Here is a 19,449-nt window from a genome sequence, read left to right as displayed (position 1 = left end):
ACCGCCTCTCGGCGGTCAACGCGGCTCGCGGCTCGCTCAATCCAGACTGACCGCGCCGGCCATTCGGTCGGTGCTCTCGGTCGGTCGGGACGCCGAGTGGGCGGGCGCGGGCGCAACCCGGCGTCGGCGGTGGCGAAGCAGGACGATCGCGCCCAGGCCGACGATGAGCAGCGCCACCACCGCACCTGCCGACCAGAGCCAGGACATGCCGGAGCGCTCGGCGGCCGGGGCGACGGCGCCGGCCGGGAGCAGATCGGAGTGGGTCGCGCAGACGAGTGGCTTCTTGCCGTCCTTGGCGGTGGCACACGCAACCGTGGCGAGTCGCAGAAGATCCTTTGGCGTCTCACCGACCCGGGCCACAGTGGTGAAGGTGGACTCCTGACCCACCGTGAGGTCGGTGTCCCAGGTGACCGCGCCGTCCCGAGACTTGCCGCCGCGGTCGGCGGAGACGAGGGTCAACCCGGTCGGCAGGCTCTGCGAGACCTTGATGTCCGCCACTTTGGTGGTGCCGAGATTGCGGACGGTGAGCCGGTATGTCAGCTCGTCGCCGGCGGCGACCTCGGTCCGGCCGTCGTCCACCGTGATGCTGAGCAGCGGGCCGGGCGGCGAGGCCGACGCGGACGGCTTCGGCGTTGGGGCCGCCGCCTGCGCCGGGGCGACCGCCGGCCCGGCCAGCACCCAGGCGGCCAGTGCGGTCGCCAGGACAGGGATCCTTCGCATGATGCTCCTCAGGCTGTTACTCGGTAATCGCCACGTACTCCAACGTCGTGGAGTACTCGTCGGCTACGACCGCGGGAATGCTGACCTCGTAGTCGTTGCCGATCGCGTCCCCGCCCGGCGCCGACGGCCCGGGCTGGCGGTGCACCACCACCGGCGTCACGTCGGAGAGTTCGCGGAAGACGCTGGTACCGCTCTCCCGTACCCTCAGGTTCTCGATCGGGATCGTGTACGGATTCTCGGGATTCGCCCCGACCAGTTCGGGCGCCAGCCCGCGCACTGTCACGGCGTATCCGGTGGGGCTGTTGGTGGTGACGGTCATCGTGACCGCCTCGGGCCGACCGACCACCTGCTGAGGCCGGCCGGTCAGAGTGAACCCGGCCGGCAGGCCAGCCAACGTGATCGACTGCGCGGCCACGACGACCGTTGCGGTGCATGCTGCGCCGCCCCCACCCGCCGGGCAGGTATTACCGAGGGTGGTGGAGGCCACGGTGTTGACCAGGCTCCCGTCGCCGGAGACCGGTTGGTTGACGGTGACGCTGTAGGTGATCGCGGCGGTGGCACCGACCGGCAGGTCACCGGTCCAGGTGAGCACCGGGGCGGTGTAGGACAGCACGCCCGTGGTGGTCACGGCGTCGCCGACGTACACGGCGTCATCGAGGACGTCGACGAGCGAGTCGGTGAATGTGGCACCGCTGTAGGGAGCCTGCCCGCTGTTGGTGACGAGCACCGAGTACCGCACGGTCCCGCCAGCGACGACCGTGCCGGTGTCGGCGGTCTTGGTGATGCTCAGTTCAGGGATCCGGACCGCGACCGTCGCGGTGCAGGCCGGCGATCCCGGACAGTCGGCGCCCACGGTGCTGGAGCTGACGGTGTTCACCAGGCTCTGGTCGCCGGTGTCCGGGAAGTTCACCGTGACCGAATAGGTGATCACCGCGACCGCCGCGACGGGAAGGTCACCGGTCCAGGTCAGCACCGGCGTCGCGTACGAGACCACACCGGAACTGGCGGTGGCGTCCGCGTTGTAGACGGCGTCATCGAGCACACCGGTGAGCGAGTCCGCGACTGTCGCACCGGTGTACGGCGACTGCCCGGTGTTGGTGACCGTGATCGTGTACGTGACCGTGCCGCCGGCGGTGACCGTGGCGGCGTCCGCGGCCTTGGTGATGCCCAGCCCCGGGATCAGGATGGCGACCTGGGCGCTGCACCTCGGGTCGGTGCTGCCGACCCCGCAGTTGTTGGCCTGCGCGCCGGAGGTGATCGTGTTGACGAGGGTGCGACCGGCGACCTGGCTGTCGCTGACCGTCACGGTGTAGGTGATCGTCACGGCGGCGCCGATCGGCAGGTCACCGCGCCAGGTCAGCACCGGCGTCGTGTAGGAGACCACCCCGGAACTGGCGGTGGCGTCGGCGTTGTAGACCGCGTCCCCGAGCAGGCCGGCGAGCGAGTCGGTGATCGTCGTGTCGACGTACCCCGTCTCCCCGGTGTTGGTGGCGGTGATGGTGTACGTGACGGTGCCGCCCGGCGTGACGGTGGGGTTGTCGGCGGTCTTGTCGATGGCGAGGCCGGGCAGCAGCACGGCGACACTGACGGTGCAGGCGGGACCGGGCGCGGCGGGCGGGCAGTTGCTACCGGGCGCGTTGCTGGTGATGGTGTTGGCCATGACCCGGTTGCCGGTGTCCGGGTTGTTGACCGTGACCGTGCCGGTGATGACGACTTCCCCGCCGATGGGGATGTCCCCGGTCCAGGTGACGACGGTGCCGACCACGGTCAACGTGCCGGAGCTGGCGACCTGGTCCCCGTTGGGCCGGGAGTCGTCGAAGCGGTTCGCGAGGTTGGTCGTGCCCTGGATGCCGACGTACGGGGTGGGCCCGGTGTTGGTCAGGGTGACAGTGAACCGGACGACGCTGCCGGGCGTGGTGGTGGCCACGTCGGCGAGGTTGGTGATGGTGAGCGCCGGGATGAGCACGGTGACGGTGACGGTGCAGCCCGGGTCGGTGCCCCCGGCCGGGCAGTTGCTGCCCGGCGTGGTGGAGGTGACGGCGTTGGTCATGCTGCGGTCGCCGTCGGAGGGGTTGTGCACCGCGACCGAGTAGGTGATCACGGCGGTGCCGCCGACGGCGAGGTCACCCGTCCAGGTCAGGGTCGGCGCGGTGTACGCCACCACCCCGCCGGTCGCGACCGCGTCGTTGTTGAAGGTGGCGTCGTCGAGCACGGCCGCGAGGCTGTCGCTCAGGGTGGCCCCGGTGTAGTCGGTCTGCCCGCTGTTGGTGACGGTGATGGTGTAGCCCACCGTGCCGCCCGGGGTGGTGGTGCCGACGTCGGCGTGCTTGTTGATGCTCAGGGCCGGCAGCAGCACCTGGACGGTCGCCGTGCAGGCCGGATCCGAGCCTCCGGGCGGGCAGTTGTTGCCCGCGGCGGTGGAGCTGACCGTGTTGACCAGGACGCGGCCGCCGGTCTGCGGATCGTCGGCGGTGATGGTGTAGGTGATGGTGACCGATCCGTCGATCGCCAGGTCACCGGTCCAGCTGAGGACCGACGCGGCATAGGTGACGACACCCGAGCTGGCGACGGCGTCGCCGTTGTAGGTGGCGTCGTCGAGCAGGCCGGTCAGGTCGTCGGTGACGGTGGCACCGGTGTACGGGGTCTCACCGACGTTGGTAACGGTGATGGTGTAGCCGACGATGCCGCCGGGGACGGTGCTGGCCCGGTCCGCGGTCTTCGAAACGGTCAACGCCGGGATGAGGATCGTGGTCGTCGCCGTACACAACGGGTCGGTGCCGCCGGACGGGCAGTTGTTACCGGGTACGGCGGAGCTGATCACCGAGGTCATGATCCGGTTGCCCAGGTCCGGGTTGTTCACCGTGAAGGAGCCGGTGACAGTGAGCACCGCACCGACCGCCAGGTCGCCGGTCCACCGGATCGATGCCGTACCCGGCACCAGGACCAGAGTGCCGGTCGATGCCGCCGCGTCGCCGGTATAGGTGGCGTCATCGACCGAGCCGGCGAAGTCGGCCATGATCTCGATCGCGGTCAACGGGGTCGTCCCGGTGTTGGTCGCCGTGGTGGTGAATCGCACCGTGCCGCCGGGCACCGCGCTCGACGGGGCCACGCTGTTGACGATGCTGAGCACCGACACCGTCACGGTGGCCGTGCAGGCGGGGTTGGTGCTGCCGACGAGACAGGTGCTGCCGACCGCCGCGGAGCTGACCCGGCTGGTGAGGAGACGGTCGCCGCTGTCCGGATCGGCGACCGACACGGAGTAGGTGACCGTGGCCGTCGCCCCCGGGGCGAGGGTGCCGGACCACTGCAGGTTCGGGCTGGTGAAGGTGACCGTGCCGGTGCTGGCGACGGCGTCGCCGTTGTAGGTCGCGTCGTCCAGCAGCCCGGCCAACGAGTTGGTCACCGTGACGCCCGTCTGCGCGGTCTGCCCGGTGTTGACGATGGCGATGGTGTAGCCCACCTGCGCGCCGGGCGCCGTGCTGGCCGTGCCGGCGGTGATGGTGATGCCCAGGCCGGGGGTGAGCACGGGCACCAGCACCGAGCAGTCCGGGTTGGAGCTGGCCGGCGGGCAGGTGCTGCCGACCTCGGTCGAGGAGACGGCGTTCACCATCGTCTTGTCGCCCGGGTCGGGGCTGAACACCCCCATGGTGTACGTGATGACGGCGCTCTGCCCCGCCGCGAGGTTTCCGGTCCAGGTGAGCGTCGGCGCCGCGTACGACAGAACGCCCGCCGTGGCGGTGGCGTCGTTGCCGAAGCTCGCGTCGTCCAGCGCGCCGGTGAGGTCGTCGGTGACCACCGCCCCCACGTACGGTGCGGTGCCGGTGTTGTTGACGGTGATGGTGTAGCCGACCGTGCTGCCGGGTGTGGTGACGGGTGTGTTGGCGACCTTGACGATGCTCAGCGCCGGCACCAGCACGTCGACCCGGACGGTGCAGCGCGGATCGGTGCCGTCGACCGGGCAGTTGTTGCCCTGGATCGCCGAGGTGGCCGTACTTGTGATGCTCTTGTCGCCCTGGTCCGGATTGCGGACGCGGAAGGTGCTGGCGATGGTCACCACACCGCCCACCGGCAGGTCACCGGTCCACGTCAGACCGTCCGGGCCGACCACGAGGCCGCCGGAGGTGACCGTGTCGCCGATCGGCACGGCGTCGTCGAGCAGGTCGGCGCCGCCCAGGTTGACGGCCGCGCCGAAGTAGGCGGTGCCGCCGTCGTTGGTGATGGTGGTGGTGAGGACGACCGTGCCGCCGGGCAGCACGGTGGCCATGTCGGCGGTGTTCAGTATGGTCACCTGCGACACGGTGACCCGCGTGGTGCACCTCGGGTCGACGCTGCCGGCGGCACAGTTACCGCCGTCGGATTCGGAGACCAGGGTGTTGACCATCAGGTTGTCACCGGTGACCGGCTGCACTGTCACGCTGTAGGTGATGGTGACGGACCCGGCCGTCGGCACGTCACCGGTCCAGGTGAGCACCGGGGCGGCGTAGCCGATGGTGCCGACCCCGCCGGCCGAGGCGTCGTTGTTGTAGACAGCGTTGCCGAGCACGTCGGCGAGCGAGTCGTCGAAGGTCGCGCCGAGGTACGGGGTGAGCCCGGAGTTGGAAATCACCACCGTGTACGTGACCGTCGAACCGACGACGGCCGAGGCCACGCTTGCGGTCTTGGCGAACGTCAGTTGGGTCTGGTCGACAACCGCGACGGTGACCGTGCAGGTGGGGTCGGTGCCGCCCACCGGGCAGTTGGCGCCCGCCGCGGCGGAGCTGACGACGTTGGTGAGCACGTCGTCACCGAGGGCTGGATTGTCGACGGTCACGGTGTAGGTGACCGTCACGGTGGCGCCGACGGCCAGGTTGCCGGTCCAGGTGAGTGCCGGTTCGGCGTAGGAGACCGTACCGGCCGTGGCGCTCGCGTCCGCGTTGTAGGCGGCGTCGTCGAGGACGCCGGTCAGGTCGTCGGTGACGCTGGTCGCGGTGTAGCCGACCTGCCCGGAGTTGGTGATGGTCAGCGTGTAGGACACCGCACTGCCCGGCAGCGCCGTCGTGGCAGTCGTCGACTTGGCGATGGTCAACGCCGGGGTGAGGACGAGCACGGTCGAGCTGCACCCGGGCGCCTGGGCCGTCGCGGTACAGGAACTGCCCACGGCCGTGGACTGCAGGGCGTTGACCATGACCTTGTTGCCCGGGTCGGGTGAGAGCACCACCACCGAGTAGGTGATCGTGACGGCCGCGCCGACCGCCAGGTCACCAATCCAGGTGAGAGTGGAGTCAGCGAAGGCCAGACTTCCCGCGCTGGCCACCGCGTCACCGTTGTACACCGCGTCGTCCAGCACCGCCGCCAGCGAGTTGGCCACACTGATCGCGGTGTACGGCGCGGTACCCGAGTTGGTGATCGTCACGGTGTAACCGACGGTCTGCCCCGGTACGGCGGTCACCGTGTCGGCGACGACGTCCAGTGCGAGGCCCGGCACGAGCACGGCCACGTTGAAGACACAGCGCGGATCCGTACTCGCGGGTGGACAGTTGTTGCCCGCGGCCGAGGAGAACGCGCGGCCGCTGATCTGCCGGTCGCCGGTGTCCGGGTCGAGCACGGTCGCGGTGCCGGTCAGCGTGATGGTCTGCCCCACCGCGATGTCACCGGTCCAGACCGCACCGCCACCACCTGCGGTCAACGTCCCCGAGGAGGCGGTCTGGTCACCGGTGGGCAACACGTCGTCGATGAACCCGCCGAAGTCGAGATTGACCCTGGTGTTCAGGTAGGGGACCTGGCCGGTGTTCGTGAAGGTCGCGCCGACCCGGATCACCCCACCCGGCAGGACGGTGGCCGGCTCGGCGTCCAACGCGATCACGAGTCGGGCCACCGGCACGGTGATCGTGCAGCGGGCGTCGCTGCCGCCCACGCTCGGGCAGTTGTTGCCCGCTGCTGTCGAGCTGACCCGGTTGCTGAGGATCAGGTCACCGGCGACCGGATCGTGCACCGTCACCGAGTAGGTGATCGTCACTGACCCGCCGACGGCCAGGGGTCCAGTCCAGATCAGGTTGGGGCTGACGAAGCCGACCGTGCCGGCGGAGGTCACCGCGTTGTTGTTGTAGGCCGCGTCGTCGAGCACGCCGGCCAGCGCGTCGGTGACGGTCAGCGTCGGGTACGCGGTCTGTCCGGTGTTGCTGATGGTGACGGTGTAGCCGACGGTCGCGCCCGGCGTGGTGGTCGGCACGCTGGAGGTCTTGGTGATGGTCAGTGCCGGCACCAGCACCAACACGGTGGCGGTGCACCGCGCGTCGCTGCTGCCCGTCGCGCAGTTGTTGCCCGGGGTGGTGGAGACCACCGTGTTGACCATCGACTTGTCGCCCGGGTCCGGGTCGAGGATCGTCATCGAGTACGTGATGGTCGCGGCGGCGCCGATGCCGAGCGCGCCCACCCAGCTCAGGTTGGGCGAGGCGTAGCTGACCGTGCCGGACGAGGCGGTCGCGTCACCGTTGTAGGTGGCGTCGTTGAGTGGGTTGGCCAACGAGTCGGTGAACGCGGCCGCCGCGTACGCCGTCTCGCCGGTGTTCGTCACGGTGATGGTGTAGGTGACCACGCCACCGGGGACGGTGGTGGCGCTGTCCGCGGTCTTGACGATGGTCAGCCCCGGCAGCAACACCGTGACGGTGGCCGTGCAGGCCGCGGCGGGCGCGCCGGCCGGGCAGTTGTTGCCGGCCGCCGTCGAGCTGAGCGTCGAGGTCAGCACCCGGTTTCCGGCGTCGGGATTCTGCACGGTCACGGAGAAGCGAACGGTGGCAGTCGCTCCCACCGCGAGCGCGCCGGTCCAGGTCAGCACCGACCCGGACACGTCGACGGTCCCGCTGTCAGCCGTGGCGTCCGAGTTGTAGACGGCATCGTCGAGCACGCCGGCCAGCGGGTTCGTGACACTTGTCGTCGCCGGGTACGCCGTCTCCCCGGTGTTGGCGATGGTGATGGTGTAGCCGACGGTGTCGCCGGGGATGGCGGTGGCCGCGCTCGGGGTGTTGGTCAGGGTCAGCCCGGGCAGCAGCACGGCGACCGTCGCCGAGCAGCGGGTGTCGACGCTGCCGGTGGCGCAGTTGGCGCCCGGTGTCGGAGAGACCAACCGGTTGGCCATCGACCGGTCACCGGTGGCGGGACTGCCGACGGTCACCGAGTACGTGATCGTGGCGGATGCGCCGACGGCGAGGGCACCGCTCCAGGAGATGGTCGGGTTGGTGTAGGTGACGGTCCCGGAGGTGGCGGTGGCGTCGCCGTTGTAGGCGGCATCGTCGAGCACCCCGGCCAGCGAGTCGGTGAGGCTCGCCCCGAGGTAGGCGGACTGGCCCGTGTTGGTCACCACGATCTCGTAGGCCACCACCGCACCGGGCGTCGTGCTCGGCACGCTCGCCGTCTTGAGCAGCGTCAGCCCGGGGATGAGGATGGTGACCGACGCGGTGCACTGCGGGTCGATGCTGCCGGGGGCGCAGTTGTTGCCGACCGCCGAGGATGACACCACGCTGGTCAGCACCGCGTCGCCGGTGGTCGTCGGGGCGACCGTCACGCTGAACGTCACGGTCACCGTCGCGCCGACCGCGAGGTCACCGTTCCAGGTGAGGATCGGGCTGGCGTACGACAGCGCGCCGGCGGTGGTGGTCGCGTCGTTGTTGTACGTGGCCCGGCCGAGCACCCCGGCCAGCGAGGTGGCGACACTGATCCCCGTGTACGCGGTCTGCCCACTGTTGGTGATGGTGACCGTGTAGCCGACGGTGGAGTTGGGTGTCGTGGTCGCGGTGCTCGCGGTGTTGGTCAGGACCAGGCCGGGCACCAGCACGGTGACAGTCGCGGTGCAACGGGCGTCGTTGGCGGCGGCCGGGCAGTTGCTGCCGAGGCTGCCGGAGCTGACCGTGTTCGTCATGACCTTGTCGCCGGGGTTCGGCACGCGAACGGTAACCGTGTACGTGATGGTGGCGCTGGCGCCGACCGCCAGGATGCCGGTCCAGGTCAGGTTCGGGGAGCTGAAGGAGACCGCACCTGTCGTCGCCGCCGCGTCGTTGTTGTAGACCGCGTCGTCGAGCACCGCGCCCAACGCGTCGGTGAAGGTCGCGGCCGGGTACGCGGCCTGGCCGGTGTTGGTGACCGTGACGGTGTAGCTGACCACGTCGCCGGGTGTCGCGGTGGTCCTGTTCGCCGTCTTGACGATGGTGAGCGCGGAAATCGGGACGTTGACCGTACAGCGGGCGTCGAGGCTTCCGGTGGCGCAGTTGCCGTACGTCGGCGAGGTGACCGCGTTGGTCAGCATCAGGTCACCGGTTGGCGGGCTGGCCACGGTGACCGAGTAGCTGATGGTCACGGCCGCCCCGGCGGCCAGGTTGCCGGTCCAGCTCAGCGTCGGGTTGACGAACGAGACGGTGCCCGAGGTGGCGGTCGCGTCGGCGTTGTAGACCGCGTCGTCGAGCACCCCGCCGAGCGGGTCGGTGATCGTCACGCCACTGAGCGCACCCGAACCGGTGTTGGTCGCGCTGATCGTGTAGTTCACCGTTCCGCCGGCCGCCACGGTGGACACATTCGAGGTCTTCGTCACGACCAGTGGCCCGGTGGTGATCACCAGGGTGACCGGTTGGGTCGCCTGTTGGCCGGCGGCGTCGACCACCCGCACCGTGAAGCTGGAGCTGCCCTCGGTGGTGGGGGTGCCGGAGAGCAGACCGGTGCTCGGGTTCAGGGTCAGACCCGGCGGCAGCGTGCCCGCGCTGACCGACCAGACGAACGGCGCGGTGCCGCCGTTGACCGTGAGCTGAGTGCTGTAGGGAATGCCGACCTGGCCGGGCGGTGGCGGCGGGAACGTCAGCGTCGGTGACGCGGTGATGCCGAGGGAGACTGTCCTGGTGGCGGCCTGGCCGAACGAGTCGACCACCCGGACGGTGAACGAGAAGTTGCCGCCGAGGGTGGGGGTGCCGGAGAGCAGCCCGGTGCTCGGGTTCAGGGTCACACCCGGCGGCAGACTGCCCGCGCTCACCGACCAGACGAACGGGCCGGTGCCCCCGTTCACGGTGAGCTGGGTGCTGTAGGCGATGCCGACCTGCCCCTGCGGCGGTGGCGGGAAGGTCAGCGTGGGCAGCGGCGCTATGACGATGCTCAGCGCCTGGGTGGCCGCCTGGCTGCTGGCGTCGACCACCCGGACGGTGAAGGAGAAGGTCCCGGCCGTGGTGGGGGCGCCGGACAGCAGACCCGTGCTCGCGTTGATGGTCACCCCGGGCGGCAGGCTGCCCGCACTGATCGACCAGGCGAACGGTGCCGTACCGCCGTTCACGGTCAGCTGGTTGCTGTAGGGGACGCTGACCTCGCCGGCAGGCGGCGCGGGGTTGGTGAGGCTGGGCGACTGGTTCGGGATGACCGGCGCGGACTGCGCCGAGGGCGGTCCGGCGCCGCCCGCGTTGCGGGCCGTCACCGTGAACGTGTACGCGGTGCCCGGGGTCAGCCCGGTCACCGTCTGGGTGGTCGCCGCGCTGGCGAAGGTCTGTGGGGTCTGCGCCACCCCGCCGATGTACGGGGTGATCACGTACGAGGTGATCGGGCTGCTGTTGGCGTTGGGGGCGGTCCAGGTCAGCGTGGCCGAGGAGTCACCGGCGCTGGCCGCCGTGATGGTGGGGGCGCCGGGCACCGCGTACGGCACCACCGCGTTGGACGCCGGACTCGTCGCGCTGGTGCCGATCGAGTTGACCGCCGCGACGGTGAACGTGTAGCTCGCGCCGACCGTCAGCCCGGAGATCACCCGGCTGGTGGTGGACGCGTCGTACGTGATCGGGGTCTGCGCCACCCCGTTGCGGACAGGGGTGACGATGTAGCTGGTGATCGGGCTGCCGTTGCTCGCCGGAGCCGTCCAGTTCACCGTGGCGTTGGCCAGGCCGGCGGTCGCGGTCGGCGCGGTCGGAGTGGCCGGCACGTCGGTGTAGACGTACGTGGCCGCGGCGGCGACACCCCGGGTGACCACTGTGACGTTCACCGTGGCGGCGCTGCTGCGCGCGGGCATGGACGAGATGCTCAACGTCCCGTCGGCGTTCACCGTAAAGCAGCCGGGCGCCGGGCCGGACGGGCAGGGCAGCAGGGTGACTGGCGTACCGGCCTGCTGTTGCGCCGTGGTGCCGATCTCGATGGCGGTCGCCCCGGCGATGTTCGTCCCGCCGACCGTCACCGCCGCGCCACCGGCAATCGTGCTCGTCGCGGGCGAGACGGTGATGCCGCTCGGCGTCGCCGGCGGCGTGCCCACGACAGTGGTGGTGGAGATTCCGGGGTTGCCGTCGATGGACGAGGCGGTGACCGTCGACTGCGTCTGGATGATCGACGGTGTGACGGCGGACCCGGTGACGATGGCGACCACCGAGATCGGTGGCAGCGAGGTCCCGTTGGCGAAGGGTCCGTTGCTGTTGGTGCAGGTGACGGTCTGCCCCGTTGGCGCCGCGCAGACCCAACCGCTACCGAACGCGCCAACCGGCACCACGCCCGGCGGCGTGGTCGCGGTCATCGAGACCGGGGCTGTTTCGTTGGCGCCGACGGCGACCGAGGGAACCACCGTGTAGTTGACCGGATCACCGGGCTGGGGGTTCGGGCCGGTGTAGCTGGTCTGTGTGACGTTCAGGTCTGGCACCGGGTTGAAGGTCACCACGTTGGTGTTGTCGACCTCGTGGTTGTCCACCACGGAACCGGTGGACGCCACCCAGCCGAAGGCGAGTTGGCGTGGGATGCCGTTGCTGTTCAGCCAGTTCGGTGAGGGGTAGAGGCCGGCGGCGACCGCGGGTAGCGGCCCCTCCAGGACCCGCGAGACGCTCGCGCCGACCGGCCGGAAGACCACCATGTAACGTCCGGCCGCCACCACCAGACCGGAGGCGGTGGTGAACGACGAGGTGGTCGGGTTGATGACCACCTCGACCGGTACGACCGAGCCGGCGCGGTTGTTGGCCCGCAGTGGGACCACTGGCGACGATCCGTTGGTGGCGGTGCTGTTCAGACCGCAGTAGCCGACCGTGCCCCGCCCGGGTCCCCGGACGAGCACCTGACCCGGAATCCGGGAGGCGGTGACGAAGGCTGGGTCGGTACAGCCGCTCCCCTGGTAGGTGGTGGTGCTGTAGTTGCCGAAGACGTCGAACCCGATGCCCAGGTAGCCGTTGGCCAGACCGGGCAGTGTCCTCGTACCGGTGTAGCCCAGCCCTCCCCCGGACTGGCCGATGCTGGCCGGTGCGGTCGGGTTGGCAGGGTCGACCGCGGCCAGCACCAGGGTCATTCCGTCCGCACCGCCGGTGTTGCCGTACTGGTAGAGGTTGAAGGTCATGTCCAGGCCGGACGCGGTGGGCACGCTGGTCGCCCCGAAGAGCCCACCGGTCCGGTTGATGGTGGCGTCGGTGAGTCGCAGCTTTCCACTGCCGGGCGCGTCGGTCTGCGTCGCACAACTGCGCAGTGCTCCGGTGCCGGTGTTGCCGGAGGCGCTCAGGCAGGCGAAGTTCGGGGTGGTGGACGCCGCGGGTAGGGCCGGCAGGACGATCGGACCGAGTCCGTCCGGGGTGTTGTTGTGGAAGGGCTGGTTGAACAGGACGGTGCCGGCTGCCTCGGCGACGACCGGGTTGAGCACGGCGACCAGAGTGGCCAGCAGGGTGCCCACCACGCCAACTGCGGTTCGGCGTCGGACCTCGCGGCGACCGAACAGTCGCAAGGACCGGGTGCGGGTGTTCAACGGGCCACGTCCGTGCTGTCGACGATTGCGCCAGTCAACGAGGGGCGCACGCCGTTCGTCGCGGCACCGCGCTGACCCCGTCTCGCCGTAAAGCCATTCACCATCGCCACGGACATGCGTCAACCCCCCATAAGACGCACTAAGGCTATGTCAGCCGATGAGCCGCTTTCAGGCGTAATCGGAAAAAACGGGACGAATCGGTGCACGGACCGGACCTGAGCGTGATTTCGTGAATCGTGAAAGACGCTCGGCGGATGGCGGTCGGCCCGCCGGCCAGACCAATCGGGACGGACCGAGGGATAGCACGTGGCCTACCGGGTCAGGTCGTCAAGAACCGACGCCGGCAGCGCCGGATGCGCTCCGTCACCCGCCACCGTGGACGGCGCCGGTGTCGCCGCAGCGGTGCCGCTCCGGCGACGCCGGAGCATCCAGCCGAGCAGGAGCAGGATGACGAGGCCCCCCACCGTCGGACCGATGAGGTGCAGCGGAAGGATGACGACCGTCGCCTGCGCGCTCCCCGCCCGGCCGTCCGGGTTCGACACCGCGACTGTCACCCGACAGACGCAGATGAGGGGTGGATCGTCCCACCGGGCGCTGACCTGTCGGCTGCCGTCGCGCAGCAGGGTGAAGTCGGGGAACGTCACGTCCTCCCCTGCCACCCGGGCCCGTAACCGGTCGGCCGCGACGAAATCGCGGCGAAGGGTGCCGACGTTGCGTACCGTCGCGGTGAGCGCCAGCGGACCACGCAGCGCGAAACCGGGCGCATCGACGTCGCTTACCTGCACCGACTCGATCGCGTCGCCCGGCACCGTGACATAGATCGGCGCGCCGACACTGCGGCGGATGCTCGTCCCGGCTGCATTGGCCGGCGGTGGTGCCGAGAAAATCACCGCTACCTGGTGCTCGCCGGGTTCGGCGTTCGCCGGTACCGCGATCCGGAGGTCCACCGGTTCGGTCGCACCGGGGGCGAGCCGAAGGCGCTTCGGGTTCACCGTGACCCAGTCGATCGCCGTGTGTGCCACGTCCGAGCGGAACGTCAACACCCCCGCAGGATCCACCGCGAAGCTCTCCGTTCGCATCGAGACGTCGATCGCCGACTGACCACGGTTGGTCACGGTGAACTGTCGCGGCTGCCCGATCTCGTCGGCTGGTACGACCATCCGGCTGGGGCTGACGGTCAACGAGAAGTCCGACTGGTCCGGCGAAACGGTGTTGGCCGGCACGATCGGCGTCAATGCCAGCAGTACCGGCAGCACGGCACCCGAAATGTGAGACAAAATCGACACCTTTTCAGGGTGAATTGAGGTAGAAAATGGGGTTCTTACCCTAACCAGACCGTGCCGTCGCCGAGCCGCGAATGGACTGTTCGCAACTGGGCGAACGCGCTACTCGGAGCGAGGCTGGCGGTCGGATGGCGAGGGTCCCGTCGTGGAGACTGGCAGGGTTGCCGCGCGGTAGCCGGCGCCGGCAAGCATCGTTCCGGGGCGCCGGGCACCTGGCGGGGATCGGTCCATTGTGATTTCGGTCGCGTAGAGCCCCAGCCGCACGGTTTCCGGATCGGGTGTCTCGCGCACGGCGGCAGCCAGCGCTGTTACATTGCAGTCGCATCGCAAAAGAGGTATGGTCGTTTCAATGCAGTCGCATTGCAACGAGGGTAGGTCGCCATGCACGTGATCGCGTTGTCCGAGGTGACCGCCGCCATGACCGCAGTGGTCGGCGGCAAGGCAGCCGGGCTGGGCGAGCTGATCCGGCACGGCGAGCAGGTCCCCGACGGTTTCTGCGTCACCACCGAGGCGCACGGACTCGGGGTCGTCCCGACGGCCGAGGTCGTCGCCGCGTACCAGCGGCTCGGCGCCGGCCCGGTGGCGGTGCGCTCCAGCGCCACCGCCGAGGATCTGCCGGACGCGAGCTTCGCCGGGCAGCAGGACACCGTCCTCAACGTCACCGGCACCGCCGAGCTGATCGCCGCCATCGAGAAGTGCTGGGCTTCGCTGCACGGCGACCGCGCGACCGCCTACCGCGACGCCCACGGCATCGATCATCGAACGGTGCTGATGGCCGTCGTCGTGCAGCGCATGGTCACCCCCACGGTGGCGGGGGTGCTGTTCACCGCGAACCCGCTGACCGGGCACCGCGACGAGATGGCCGTCGACGCCGCCGCCGGCCTCGGCACGACAGTGGTGGACGGCGCCACCGCCGTCGACCACTACCTCCTCGACGACGTCACGCGCGACGAGGCCGGCTGCCTGACGGCGGCCCAACTGGCCCGCCTCCGCGCCACCGGCGAACGGTTGCAGGCGCACTTCGGCTGCCCGCAGGATGTCGAGTGGGCCATCGACGCGGACGACGTGCTGTGGCTCCTCCAGTCCCGGCCGATCACCAGCCTGTTCCCCGCCCCGCCGCCGAGCGGGAAGCCCCTCCCCCGCGTCTACCTGGAGTTCGGGCACGTCCAGGGCATGCGGCAACCGGTCACCCCGATGGGCATGTCGACCCTGCGGGCGCAGATCGCCGCGATGCTCGCCGCGCTCGGGGTGCGGGTCGAGATCGTCGACATCGGCGGCCGCCTCTACGGCGATTTGACCGACCTCGCGCGGGACCGATCGTCCCGTAAGCGACTGGTGCGGCTCCTGGCTGTCGACTTCGGCCCGCGCGCCCAGGCGGCGATGCGGCACGTGCTGGCGGATCCCCGGTTCGCCCCGACCGGTGGCCGCACCACGCGCGGCCCGGCGCAGGGCGCCGCGTCGCTGCGGACGGCCGGCCGCGCGGTGGTGGGGATCCTGCGGGCGCTGGCCCGTCCCGAGGCCGCGCGGATGCGGATGTTCGAGGCGATCGAGCAGCTCAGAGTACGCTCGGCCGCCCCCGCCGACCTGCGGACCGCCGCCGACCGGCTGCGCTTCGTCCAGGCGACTGAGGCCGACGCCGACGACAGCGCCGACGCGATCATGTGGCCGATCGTCGCCGGAATGCTCGCCACCGCGTTGCCGACCGCCCTGCTCAAGGGGGTCGCCGGCCCGGACGAGATCCACGCCGTGCTGGGCGGGATGCCGCACAACGTCACCATCGAGATGGACCTGGCCCTGTGGCGGCTCGCCCAGGGTGCCGGCGAGCACCGCCAACTCCTCCTCGACACCCCGCCGGCCGAGCTGGCCGCGCGCCACCTGCGCGGCACGCTGCCCGACATCGGCATGACCGCCTTCCTGGACGTCTACGGTCACCGGGGCATCGCCGAGGTCGACCTCGGTGTGCCGCGCTGGGCGGAGGATCCGACCCCGGTCTTCGCCGCGGTCGCCAACTACCTGCGGGTCACCGATCCACGGCAGGGCCCCGACAGGCGCTTCCAGCGGGCCAGCGCGGCAGCCGAGGCGGCGTTGGCGGAGCTGGTCGGGCGGGCCCGCCGTCGGCGGCCGGTGCGGGGCAGCATCGCCGGGTTCCTGCTGCGCCGGGCGCGGTCCCTGGCCGGCCTGCGCGAGGCCGGCAAGTTCGCCGGGCTGTACCCGCTGCGCGAAACCCGCCGCCAACTGCTGCTCATCGGCGCCGACCTGCACGGATCCGGGTTGCTGGACCAGCCCGACGACATCATGTTCCTGACCCTCGACGAGGTGCACACCCTCGTACACCAGGGTGTTGATCTGCGCGGCACCGTCACCGCCCGACGGGCCGTGCACCGCCGGGAGCTGCGTCGCCGGCGCGTGCCGGTGGCGCTGCTCTCCGACGGCACCGACGTCGAGACCGTCCTGCCGGCGGCGCCCAGCGGCGACGGGACGCTCGTCGGCGTGGGCGCGTCGGCGGGCCGGGTGACCGGCCCCGCCCGGGTCGTCCACGACCCGGCCACCGCCCACGTCGAGCCCGGGGACGTCCTGGTCGCCGCGACCACCGACCCCGGCTGGACCCCGCTGTTCCTCACCGCCGCCGCGCTGGTCACCGAGACCGGCGCGATCATGGCGCACGGCCCGACGGTGGCCCGGGAGTACGGCATTCCCGCAGTCATCTGCGTGCCGGACGCCACCCGGACGATCTCCACGGGACAGCTCGTCACCGTGGACGGTGGCGCCGGCACCGTCACACCGCACTGACCGTCGGCACCTAGCGATAAGGACGACCATGACCGACACGAAGGCACCGGCCAGGGCTCGGGTGGGCTCGCTGCTGCGCCGGGCGGCCCAGGCCGAGGCCGCGACCTGGCGCAGCCTGTACGTCTGGGCCCGGCGCCGCCCCCTGCCGCTGGGATCCGGCGACGAGCCGTTCGGCTACCTCGGCGTGGTCAGGCCGATCCTGGGCATCTTCATCGGCCTGTCGGTCGTGGAGATTCCCATCTTCGATGTCGTCGTCACCCACGTGGTGCCGTGGCGACCGGCCCGCTGGATCGTGCTCGGCCTCGGCATCTGGGGTCTGCTCTGGATGATCGGGCTCTACGCCAGCATGACCATCCACCCGCACGTGGTGGGCGACCGTGGCCTGCGGGTGCGGCTCAGCTCGGGCATCGACATCTTCATCCCGTGGACCGACGTCGAGGCCCTGCGCAAGCGGTACCGGTCGCTGCCGTCGAGCAGGTCGGTGCAGGTCGAGCAGGAGGGCGACCGTCGGGTGGTGTCCCTCGCGGTCGGCAGTCAGACCAGCATCGACGTCCTGCTGCGCCGGCCGCTGGCCGTCGACCTGGCGAAGACCGGGTCCCTGCCGGTGAACGAGCTGCGGCTGTACGCCGACGACCCGGACGGCCTCCTACGCAGCGCCCGGGGCACCCCCGCGAGCAGCACCGCCAGCCGGTAACCACCGCCGCTGGCGGGAGGTCCGGGTCACCCACTGTGAAACGATCGAGGCCATGCCCAAGAAGGTCGATCACCAGGAGCGACGCACCCTCATCGCGGACGCGCTGATGCGGGTCGCCGCGGACCAGGGCCTGGAGGCGGTCAGCCTCCGCCACGTGGCCGCCGCGGCCGGGGTGTCCGCCGGCATGGTCCAGCACTACTTCCGCACCAAGGACGAGATGATGGCGTTCGCGTTGAGTGTGGTGCGGGAACGCAGCCAGCTCAGGATCACCGAGGCGCTGGCACGCCTGGGCGAGACCCCGCCGCCTCGGCTGCTGCTGCGCACGATGCTCGCCGCCCTGCTGCCCCTGGACGACCGGACCCGCGACGACGGCCGGGTGGCGCTGGCGTTCCTCGCCTACACGGCGGTGCGACCGTCGGCCGAGCCCCGCCTGCACGAGGACACCGCGCAGTTCACCGGCTTCATCGCCGGTGTCCTGCCCGAGGGGCACGGTGCCGCCGCCGCGGCCGGCCTGCTGGCGCTGATGGAAGGTCTCGGTCTGTACCTGTTGGGTGGGCAGTACACCGCCGAGCAGGCACTGGCCGCTCTGGACGCCCACCTGGACCTGCTCTTCGACTGATCCGGTCGCGGCTGCGCGGCTCTATGTATGGGGGTTTCTAGTATCGCTGCGTCCGGTTTCCGGCCAGTCGGTACGCCTTCAACCGCTCGCGCGCCCACCGCAGCTCCGCACAACCCTCGGGCCGGCAGCGCTCGCAAGATCCGTGCGCGTCGTGCTGAACCACGGTCTGCCGAGCCAGCATCGGCACCCACACCGACCGGGGCAACTCCCGCTCAATCATCGGCGGTGCGCCTTGAGCGTGGCGCGCGCCCAGCTCAGCATCTCGCACCCGCCATCGCGGCACTGCCAGCAGCGGCCGGTGGCTCGGTGCTCGCGCGACGGCTCATGATGCTGGGTGATCACCCGCTGCGCGGTCCAGACGACCAGCGCGGGCGTCAGAGGTCCGTCGTCCATGGCCACGGCTCCACCTCCGCTAGTGGGCAGGTCCGGCCACCGATCCCTGATCAAGTGGCCGGACCGCTATCCGTGCACCCCGTCAGTTGCCGACCGATAGGGGCGCCACAAGGAAACCTGCCATGGCTATCCATCGGTAGTCAAGCACTCCCCATGGGTGATTGAGTGGAAGGTGCCGACCGATAGGGGAACACCAGTGCCACCGCAGTACGCCTACCAGCGCGTTGCCGAGGACTTGACCAACAGGATCAAGTCCGGGGAATTCCCGCCGGGCTCGCGCCTGCCGAGCCGGGCGGAGCTGTGCGAGCAGTACGAAGTCTCAAGCTTCGTCGCTGACCGCGTGTTCCTCATCTTGAAGATGCAAGGACTCACGGAGTCACTGCCCGGAGCCGGTGTGTACGTGAAGGACAACGGCTGACGCTGGAGCGTCCCGGACCCTGGCAGGCACCGAGACGTTCGCTGCGGTGTTCGGCTTCGCCGCGACCGTCTGCCTGTGGTGGCTCTACTGGCGGATCCACGGGATTGTGCGGGTCCGCCCGCCGTGGCAGTCTGCGGATCCTCGGGTGCCGGAAAAGGGGCGGTGGCACATGCTGAGCATGCACGGAGCGTCAGTGGGCTACGGCGGTGAGCCGGCCGTCCTCCGGGAGATCACGCTGACGCTCCGACCGGGTCGCATCCTGGCGGTGACCGGGTCGTCGGGCGCGGGCAAGACGACACTGCTCCACGCCCTGGCCGGGCTGTTGCGGCCACGGGACGGCTCGGTGACAGTCGACGGGCAGCCGCTGCGCGACCGTGACCACGCGGTCGCGCACCGGATCGTGCTCGTCCCCCAGGACAACGGCCTGGCCCCGATCCTCACCGCCGCCGAGAACCTTCAGGTGGCGCTCGTGGCCGACGGCGTGACACCACCCGAGGCCCGGCGGCAGACCGCCGCGATGCTGGATCTGCTGGGCCTTGCCAGTCAGGCCGACCAACTCGTCGAGGAGCTGTCCGGTGGCCAACAGCAGCGGACGGCCGTCGCCCGCGGCCTGGCCCTGCGCGGCGGCGTGCTGCTGGCCGACGAGGTGACGAGCGAACTGGACGCGGGTAACCGGCGGCGGGTGCTGGACCTGTTGCACGACGAGGCGCGGCGGGGCGCGGCCGTGGTGTTCGCCACCCACGACCCGGAGGTGGCCGCCGCCTGCGAAGCGGAGGTGCACCTCGTCGAGGGGCGGGCGGAGATCCTTCGCGACTGAGGCCCGCGATAACC

Annotated in this window: 9 protein-coding genes; 5 read left to right on the top strand and 4 right to left on the bottom strand. The window is 70.6% G+C overall.

Translation table 11 applies throughout. The features are described 5' to 3' along the window. Positions 1-36: 36 nt before the first annotated feature. The 3 genes from AB0B57_RS05405 to AB0B57_RS05395 all read right to left on the bottom strand — a co-directional run bounded on the left by AB0B57_RS05405 (position 37) and on the right by AB0B57_RS05395 (position 13,698). Positions 37-720 carry a hypothetical protein gene (locus AB0B57_RS05405; RefSeq protein WP_357065335.1) on the bottom strand — a complete coding sequence of 228 codons (684 nt, stop codon included), beginning with the start codon at positions 718-720 and terminating at the stop codon, positions 37-39. Between the two features lie 16 nt (positions 721-736). After that, complete coding sequence (locus AB0B57_RS05400; protein ID WP_357065334.1) at positions 737-12,352, bottom strand: putative Ig domain-containing protein; 11,616 nt, start codon at positions 12,350-12,352, stop codon at positions 737-739. A 380-nt stretch (positions 12,353-12,732) separates the two neighbouring features. Beyond that, positions 12,733-13,698, bottom strand: coding sequence for a hypothetical protein (locus AB0B57_RS05395; RefSeq protein WP_357065332.1), 966 nt, complete (start codon positions 13,696-13,698; stop codon positions 12,733-12,735). 387 nt (positions 13,699-14,085) lie between these two features. Between AB0B57_RS05395 and AB0B57_RS05390 the strand changes: the two genes are divergently transcribed. Genes AB0B57_RS05390 through AB0B57_RS05380 form a run of 3 tightly spaced genes read left to right on the top strand, consistent with a single transcriptional unit; the run spans position 14,086 to position 17,807 of the window. Next, positions 14,086-16,494 carry a PEP/pyruvate-binding domain-containing protein gene (locus tag AB0B57_RS05390; RefSeq protein WP_357065330.1) on the top strand — a complete coding sequence of 803 codons (2,409 nt, stop codon included), beginning with the start codon at positions 14,086-14,088 and terminating at the stop codon, positions 16,492-16,494. A gap of 28 nt (positions 16,495-16,522) precedes the next feature. Beyond that, positions 16,523-17,188 (top strand): hypothetical protein, encoded by a 666-nt coding sequence (locus AB0B57_RS05385; RefSeq protein ID WP_357065329.1) that lies wholly within the window; start codon positions 16,523-16,525, stop codon positions 17,186-17,188. Between the two features lie 52 nt (positions 17,189-17,240). After that, positions 17,241-17,807, top strand: a complete 567-nt coding sequence (locus AB0B57_RS05380) for a TetR family transcriptional regulator C-terminal domain-containing protein (RefSeq protein ID WP_357065328.1) — start codon at positions 17,241-17,243, stop codon at positions 17,805-17,807. Between the two features lie 216 nt (positions 17,808-18,023). On the opposite strand, the gene AB0B57_RS05375 is transcribed toward AB0B57_RS05380, so the two are convergent. After that, positions 18,024-18,200, bottom strand: coding sequence for a hypothetical protein (locus AB0B57_RS05375; protein WP_357065326.1), 177 nt, complete (start codon positions 18,198-18,200; stop codon positions 18,024-18,026). 196 nt (positions 18,201-18,396) lie between these two features. On the opposite strand from AB0B57_RS05375, the gene AB0B57_RS05370 reads away from it, so the two are divergent. Next, positions 18,397-18,618 (top strand): winged helix-turn-helix domain-containing protein, encoded by a 222-nt coding sequence (locus tag AB0B57_RS05370; RefSeq protein ID WP_357065325.1) that lies wholly within the window; start codon positions 18,397-18,399, stop codon positions 18,616-18,618. Between the two features lie 169 nt (positions 18,619-18,787). Then, positions 18,788-19,435 (top strand): ATP-binding cassette domain-containing protein, encoded by a 648-nt coding sequence (locus AB0B57_RS05365; protein WP_357065323.1) that lies wholly within the window; start codon positions 18,788-18,790, stop codon positions 19,433-19,435. Positions 19,436-19,449 lie beyond the last annotated feature (14 nt).

It is taken from the genome of Micromonospora sp. NPDC049101, assembly GCF_040648675.1.
Lineage (GTDB): Bacteria > Actinomycetota > Actinomycetes > Mycobacteriales > Micromonosporaceae > Micromonospora.
Note: the sequence above shows the minus strand (reverse complement) of the source record. Positions and strands in the feature narration are given on the sequence as shown.